Raw genomic sequence first — 7,386 nt, 5'->3', positions numbered from 1 at the left:
ATATATGGCTCATCGTATTTCTCGAAAGACCGATCATGACTAATCCATCAGATACTCTGATAACACCGTTGATTTCTTCGGTTCTTGCCGTCTCAAAACTTCCCGAAAAAGCGAGAGTTGTGCAAACAACCGCTGTTGCGTACATAAGCAAAGCGAGTATTCTCATCTTTCGCCTCTCATCAAAGATAGATTCCACGCCACACGACTCTTTCTATCTAGGGCTTCCTGAAAAAGCACACAAAGCGCATGAATAGTGAAGTACAGGCGAATAATGTGGTATAATGGTGCAAGGGGAAACAAGGTATAGACTCAAAAAGCTTGCACCGAGGTGATGACGAAGATGTTTCTGAGGAGACATAAAGAGAACCAGATGGAAATGGTTGGATTCGGAGGATCACTGACAAGAGTACTGTCAAAAGAGAATCAATGGGTTCGACTGAGTGAGATCATACCGTGGAAAGAGATTGAAGACAGATATGCTAAATTGTTTGCAGACTCTGGAATGGGAGCACCTGCAAAGAGTGCAAGGATCGCATTTGGTGCACTGGTAATACAGGCGATGAAGAACTACACCGATGAAGAGACAGCAGCACAGGTTGCGGAGAACCCGTATTTGCAGTATTTTCTGGGAATGAAAGAATACCAGGTGGTTCCATTGTTTGACGCATCCATGATGGTGCATTTCAGAAGGCGCTTTGGCTTTGAGAATGCGAAAGACATCAACGACATGATCATACAATACATCCAAAGAGCTGAAAGACCAACAAAAGAAGAACCGCCTTCATCCAGTCCCAACAAAGGGACGTTGTTACTGGATGCTACCTGTGCTCCCAGTGACATACAATATCCCACCGATCTGAGGCTGTTGAATGAGGGGAGAGAAAAACTTGAAAGAATCATCGACACCCTCTACAAGGCAGATCAACGAGAAGACAAGCCAAAGAAGCCACGAACATACAGAAACAAAGCCCGCATGCAATACCTGGTTGTGGCGAAAAAGCCGAAGTTTCGAGCTTTACAGATGCGAAAAGCCATAGGGAAACAACTGAGATATGTCAAAAGAGACCTTAAAATCATCGAAGAGATGTTGAGACAACAATCGCAAGACACATTGAACCAGAAACAACGAAAAGAACTGGAAACGATCCGAACACTTTACAATCAGCAAAGCACGATGTACCAGACAAAGATTCGCAGAATCGATCATCGAATAGTCAGCATCAGCCAACCACATATACGCCCTATCAAGCGAGGGAAGAAGAAAAGCCCCACGGAGTTCGGAGCCAAGATAGCAATCAGTGTAGTCAACGGACTTGCTCAAATTGAAAAGCTGAGCTGGGAGAACTTCAATGAAGGAGCAACCATGAAAGAAAGCGTAGAACGATACCGCCAGACTTATGGTTACTATCCTGAAGTGGTGCTGGTGGACAAACTGTATCGTAACCGTGAGAACATACGTTATTGCCAGGAAAGAGGGATAAGGATTACTGGTCCGAGACTGGGAAGGAAGAACNNCACAGATACAGAAAGAAGAGAGAAAGATCATGATACAAGATGCAAGAGTGAGGAACGCAGTTGAAGGCAAGATTGGAGAAGGAAAGCGGAAATATGGACTGGGGCTTATCCGGGGAAAGCTGAAAGAAACAAGCGAAACCATGATCGCTTTTGCGATGATTGCAATGAACCTTGCCCGCTGGTTGAGGGGCTTATTTCTTTCATTTTTCCGATGGCTATTCTGGGGAGAAATCGGAGCAATTTCGAGGGTGTTCTACGTCAAAATCCACATATTGTGAGTCAACTACTACTCTCTTGAACATGACGACCTCTTTAACTGGAAGAAGGTAGCAGTTTTTCAGGAAGCCCTAAGTAGTCTTGCGACCTATTATGTTGTGGTCATGCGGTTCCTTGACTTCGCTATGACAGTAAGACGGTGGTTGTAACGGGTCATTCTTGAGACAAATAATAGAAGCGCAATCGGGATCGAGAAGAATTAAGAAAAGCGATGCCCAAAATGGTTGCCTGTATCAATAAACGTTCTTCAAACAATCATCTCCGTCTAGATAGTATTTGCCCTTGCTTCATGGATACCTGTCAAATGAGAAGTAATTATATTAGATTATGATAGAATATAATAGAATAGATTGGAAGGAGCGAATGGAAATGGTTGAAATGAATGGAAGGAAATACTATGAAACGAAAGAAGTGGCAGAGATCTTTGATTGTACACCCTGGACAATAAGAAAGTGGATAAATGAAGGTACGCTCAGGGCGTCTAGAATCGGCAAGAGGTATCTGGTAGACGAATGGACAATACAGAAGAAGCTCGATTGGAATGCAAAAGGCGGCGATGAAGAGCAGTTGTCTACTGCAAGAGAAACGCAGAAAACAACGCAAATCAGCGAAGAAATGAGATCTGGCTTTCGGACGGTCAGATTTGAAGAGCTTCCCGAAGGAAAGTATGCGGTTATTAATGATGAAGGGATCCGAATCGGAACCCTCATTCGAGAACAGAACTAAAACCATCCGCTGGATGCAGGCTCGACAATCTTATCCGGCTCAAATTAACAAGAGGACCACATCACCTGCCCCCATCAGGCCTGAGTGCAAGAAACTATGTCACTTCTTATGAATCGTCAGCAACCTAACTAAGACGAAAGCACGCTTTTCTTTACCTTTCTCATTTGGCTTCCGTGAGTCCTTAAGAAAGTCCGCACAGCTATACGAGATAGTATAGCCACATAAAATACGGAGCTGAATCTACCGAAAGCTTGCCGGCGGCCGTTTTTTATGGTTCGACTATATTGAAAGTCCTGTCCATTGTCACCATTGCCTGAGTCAATTTCTTCAGGATATCTTCGTCGCCGTCGATTATGATCAGCTGTTTTTGCTGCGCTTCGTTCATGCTTATAATGGTCAACAGACCGATTTTCGGGCATGTCAGTGTCGCATCTGCGGTCTCGCGAGTCTGATCCTTGTAGTAAAGCAGTACTCCGTGAAACAGGTGGACAAAATATCTCTCGTGTGAATCGGTCAAAACTAGATTGAAAGTTATATCAATATCCTCCGCTTCATTAGCGTCGATAAGCATTCCCATATAATCGAGCAGCATCTCAACGGTCAAGTTCGTGAGAATATCCGTACTTCCCTTTGCGAGCTTTGACTCGTCCTTCAGATTCCCCATGCGAAGTTCCAGTGCGGCTGTAAGGTATGCATTTCTCCACGTTCCCGACTCTGACTGGTAGCCGAGCTGCTCGAGGGCGTCTGCGCACAGATAGCGGGCTGCCGTATTCTGAGGATCTGAGTAGACGAGAATGTTCGTGATCTCGGCAACCCACTGGTATTCTCCGGCCAGAAAATCTCTGTAAGCCATCTCAAGCACCCTGTCGGTGTCACCCAGATACTCGACGAACTTCCTGGCTCTTTCAGATGGGGTCAGCGGATTCAGATTTACGGGATTGGCGTCATACCAGCCCATATACTTCTGGTAAACTGCCTTGGAGTTGTGCGCGACCGTGCCGTAGTATTGCCGCGTGTACCAGACTTTTTCTAAATACTCGGGCAGGTGTATCATGTTGGATATCTCGTCGGAAGTGTAACCGAGATTTATGTACATCAGCGTTTGATCGTGTATGAACTTATACACGGCTGCCGTATCCTCCATGTATTTTATGATGACATCGTTCCCCCAGTGAGGCCAGTTGTGGGATTGGAAGGTCAATTCAGCCTCCGAACCGAACAGGGCGATCGCCTCGAGTATATACTTGGCCCAAGCATTGCCGTCGCGTACCTCTGCGCCGCGCAGCGTGTAAAGGTTATGAAGTGTTCCGGTGCAGTTTTCGGCCATCCACAGAGCTTTGAACTGCGGAAAATACGTGTTCATCTCTGCTGGTGCTTCCGTTCCCGGGGTCATCTGGAATACCATCTCAACACCATCGATGACTATCTTCTCACCGGTCTTTTTCACTTCGTGGGTGGGCAAGATGAAAGTCAATGTACCGGTTGACTGTCCAAGGCCTATACCCATAGACAGCGAATCTCTTTCGCTTTTCTCCAGTAAAACACCGTACTGGTACGCGGCACGCCTCGTCATCGCGGTTCCGACGAAAAGGTTCTCGCTCACGGCGTGTTCGGTGAAGCCTTCGGGAACGATAATCGGGACTTTTCCCGAGGAGATCTGTTCTTCGATAGACAGGCTTCTATCCGCAACCTGATCTTCCTGGATGACCCCCTTTATTCCTCCGAAGTGATCCACATGAGGGTGACTGATCACTATAGCCATCAAGGGACGCTTGCCGAAATGTTCTTCGACGAGTCTCATGGCTGCTTCAGAGCACTCGCGACTCATCAGGGGATCGAAGATGATCCAGCCGCCGCTCTCAGTCTCGATCAACGTGAGATTGGTGACATCATAACCGCGGACCTGGTAAATGCCATCACAGACTTCAAAAAGCCCGTATGAGTGGTTGAGAACAGTGTGTCTCCACAGACTGGGATTTGCGGTGTCCGGAATCGTCTCGGATTCATCGAGAAACCCGTAGGCCTTCTGACTCCAGACAACCTTCCCGGTACTGTCTTTCAGTTCCAGGATTTCCGGCGCAGCTATCAGCCCCCTGGTTGCGAATTCATACTCGGATTCGTCGTCGAAATCTAGAAGCGAATAGTAACTGCGGTTTATTTCTGCGGTCTTTTCTGTGGCCTCCTTCTGCAGGTTGTTCAAATTAATCAGACCTGTCTCACTGGAATTTGCAAATGCAAACGTAACCAGCAGCACGGCGAGCAACAGCACTCTCTTTGAAAACATAGACAACCTCCCCACTCAATTTGAATTGAATCGCAGAGATCTTTAGCGACTCACTTTTCCAAACTACATTAGCCTTCAACCTTACTCAAATAGCTTACGCTTCTTGTGGCAGATTCCAATGCATCAGAAGGAGAGCGACCTAAAGAAGTTGCACAGATCTATGTTTGTCGATCTAAACACAAGTCCATTGATAGTGCATTTAGAAAGCCTTCTATTGTTCGTCACAGCTTCGTTTTTTTCGTAAGCGCAAGATCGCAGAATCCCGATTAACCCTCTGAAATCATGTGAGCTTAGTTGATGAAGAATGCTATGGAAGTCACTGTTTCCCTTTCGGGAGTAGTTTTCTACGAGATGACCAGAATCTCCTGGTTTATTAAAAGAGTACTACTGTTTCTGAACTCGATCCAGGAGACAGCTCCTAATGTCCATGAAGATTCTTTCACTTCTTATGGTATTCTGGATTTCGGCGAAGACTGCTTCATTTTTCTAGCCATCTAAGCTATTCAGCAAGACTGTATACAGCGGTTCACGAGCGAGCGTTATCGGGATTGGTGTGTCAATACGATGCTGATGCCCCTTCTTGGCACTTTCGACTGAAGTCGACCTCTGTCTTGTTTTTCCGCAACTATAGGAACGTTATCTTCGTCCACCGTGATGATCCTTGTTTCCTTCGGAGCTGTTCAGAACCTCATGCATGGGATATGCTCGAGTTGCCCTAGCAGGTATGGCTTTCTGAGATTCAAATCCATTATTCGTTTTCGAGATCCGTCAGCCGACAGAGCTGGATTTCACCAAATTAGTTCTTGTCTGAGAACCAGAACTGATCTCTCCGAACTTTCTTGCTTCCCGGGATCAGTGAATTATGATTGTCGTAGATCAACCACGGGGTTCCTCCCAGTTATTCATGCAATATAAAATCCAAATTTGAGGACTACAATTCGTTCTGCAGTTGCGACCAAGACCAGCCGTATCTCTTATGGAGCCTTCATTTTACATATTAGTTCTCCAGTCCTTAAGAGCAATGACAAACACATCTCCCTATGGCACAAAGTTCACTGACTGTAGCACGGTGTGAAATGGAGTCACGAAAAAGACCGACAATAGCCACGCACAGCTCTCAGCAAACAAGAAGTATAAAGGCCATCTTGGTATGACAGACCACGGAGTCTTCAAACAACACTACGCAGTCATACTGGAGCACGAGGGATACGGTTTCTGATGCTCTGAAAAACTCTGCATTTCGTCTGTTTCACTTTGATAGCTGATAGATCAGGACGCCGAAAAGCATTAAGAGCAGACCTGTGATTTTCGCTGGAGTTAGATGAAGAGGTGTTTCACCGAACAAACCCAAGACATTTATTATCAATGCGAAAATTATCTGTGTGATAACAATTATCACGATCCCTCTGCTGGCGCCAAGAGCAGATACGCCTTGTGCAATGCTAAAGATAATTAGAACGCCTATGAACCCCGAAGTTGCATAGATTGGATTCAGTCCTTTGATCGATTCGATGCTAAGCTCGCCTCTTCCGAAAAGCAGTAGAAGAAATGAAGCAAGGAGAAAACCAGTACCATGTATGAAGAAATTAGAGCCAAAAAAGCCGACTTTTTCGCTAAGTCTCGCACTAAAAACGCTCTGCATGGCGATAACTATGCCTGCAGTCACGGAAAAGAGAATACCCTTAATCATTTTTCATTCACCCGTATAGATCCGAGGCAAGATTCTTGAGTTTTTCGAAGTCGATTATCTTTATCTGTGATCTACTGACTCTCAATATTCCCTCTCGGCCCAGTTCGTTCAAAACCCTGTTTACATGGCGGTAGCTAGCTCCCAGAAGCTCGGCGATCTCAGCTTGACTTTCAGTTTCCAGTTCATCCAGCATTCTTTCATTCCTTTCATCTGAGGTCATTAGCAGGAGATAAGTTGCGATTCTCGTCTTTAGCGGGGCCGATGAAGTCAATGTCTTCACGACGGCATTATGATAAAGCTTGAAAGACAGTTCGCGAATGATCAATCTCAGGACGGCAGGATTGCTCATCAGATTCTCTCTTACCTTAGAAAGCCTCAGAGCCAGGAGTTCTGATTCCGAAACTGCAGAAACCGAAGTCTTGACAGCGAAGTCATTGGCTATTTCCAGGTCGCCGAGCAAAGAAAGAGGGACGCAGAATCTAAGCAATACCCTGTTGCCATTTCTCAAGAGGATCGAAACCTTGACCTTTCCTTTCACAAGAAAGTAGAGGTACTCTGGCCGCTCATCTATAGTGAAAATGTCTTCGCCTCTCTCGAATCTGTGCAGCTCAAACTGATCTATAACAGCTTTGTCTAGAAGCGCTGCCAGATCAAATCTCGACAAGTATTCCGTAATTTGTTTTCTGTGTCCAATTACCTTCATGAACAACCCTCCCGCATAATAGTATATTACCAGCGCAAGTTGAAGAAATAGGACAGATGTCTATTAAGACTCGCCTGTGGGTTCACTGTCGACAGTTCTCCGTTGCGGAGGAAAACCCGTTGTTCGTTCCGGAGCGAGGATCTGTTCTTCGTTCTTAGAATTCGTTGGTTGCTTGTAAAAGCTCAGTTGCAA

General features: G+C 45.7%; 5 protein-coding genes and 1 pseudogene. 3 read left to right on the top strand and 3 right to left on the bottom strand.

Annotated features, from left to right (window positions below):
- Positions 1-346: 346 nt before the first annotated feature.
- Both B3K91_RS10335 and B3K91_RS10325 read left to right on the top strand, forming a co-directional pair.
- Positions 347-1,793 (top strand): annotated as a pseudogene (locus tag B3K91_RS10335) (IS5 family transposase).
- 367 nt (positions 1,794-2,160) lie between these two features.
- Positions 2,161-2,517, top strand: a complete 357-nt coding sequence (locus B3K91_RS10325) for a helix-turn-helix domain-containing protein (RefSeq protein ID WP_213917995.1) — start codon at positions 2,161-2,163, stop codon at positions 2,515-2,517.
- A gap of 268 nt (positions 2,518-2,785) precedes the next feature.
- Here B3K91_RS10325 and B3K91_RS10320 read toward each other — a convergent pair whose 3' ends face one another.
- The gene (locus B3K91_RS10320; protein ID WP_292594979.1) at positions 2,786-4,801 is read right to left on the bottom strand and encodes an alkyl/aryl-sulfatase; all 2,016 of its coding nucleotides are present in this window, start codon (positions 4,799-4,801) and stop codon (positions 2,786-2,788) included.
- A 297-nt stretch (positions 4,802-5,098) separates the two neighbouring features.
- Here B3K91_RS10320 and B3K91_RS10315 point away from each other — a divergent pair, with 297 nt between their 5' ends.
- Positions 5,099-5,299: a hypothetical protein gene (locus tag B3K91_RS10315; RefSeq protein WP_214078195.1), complete on the top strand. Its 201-nt coding sequence runs from the start codon at positions 5,099-5,101 to the stop codon at positions 5,297-5,299.
- A 751-nt stretch (positions 5,300-6,050) separates the two neighbouring features.
- Here B3K91_RS10315 and B3K91_RS10310 read toward each other — a convergent pair.
- Together B3K91_RS10310 and B3K91_RS10305 are read right to left on the bottom strand one after the other, a co-directional pair.
- A complete protein-coding gene (locus B3K91_RS10310; RefSeq protein ID WP_213917992.1) occupies positions 6,051-6,491 on the bottom strand; it encodes a DMT family transporter in 441 nt (146 codons plus the stop codon).
- 7 nt (positions 6,492-6,498) lie between these two features.
- Complete coding sequence (locus B3K91_RS10305) at positions 6,499-7,194, bottom strand: Crp/Fnr family transcriptional regulator (protein WP_292594973.1); 696 nt, start codon at positions 7,192-7,194, stop codon at positions 6,499-6,501.
- Positions 7,195-7,386 lie beyond the last annotated feature (192 nt).

This window comes from Mesotoga sp. UBA5847 (genome assembly GCF_002432735.1).
In the GTDB taxonomy this organism is placed as follows: Bacteria; Thermotogota; Thermotogae; order Petrotogales; family Kosmotogaceae; genus Mesotoga.
Note: the sequence above shows the minus strand (reverse complement) of the source record. Positions and strands in the feature narration are given on the sequence as shown.

Excerpts from the sequence above, each read along its gene's own strand:
- B3K91_RS10325 (WP_213917995.1), top strand. The coding sequence starts at position 2,161 with ATGGTTGAAATGAATGGAAGGAAATACTATGAAACGAAAGAAGTGGCA.
- B3K91_RS10320 (WP_292594979.1), bottom strand. The coding sequence starts at position 4,801 with ATGTTTTCAAAGAGAGTGCTGTTGCTCGCCGTGCTGCTGGTTACGTTT.
- B3K91_RS10315 (WP_214078195.1), top strand. The coding sequence starts at position 5,099 with ATGAAGAATGCTATGGAAGTCACTGTTTCCCTTTCGGGAGTAGTTTTC.
- B3K91_RS10310 (WP_213917992.1), bottom strand. The coding sequence starts at position 6,491 with ATGATTAAGGGTATTCTCTTTTCCGTGACTGCAGGCATAGTTATCGCC.
- B3K91_RS10305 (WP_292594973.1), bottom strand. The coding sequence starts at position 7,194 with ATGAAGGTAATTGGACACAGAAAACAAATTACGGAATACTTGTCGAGA.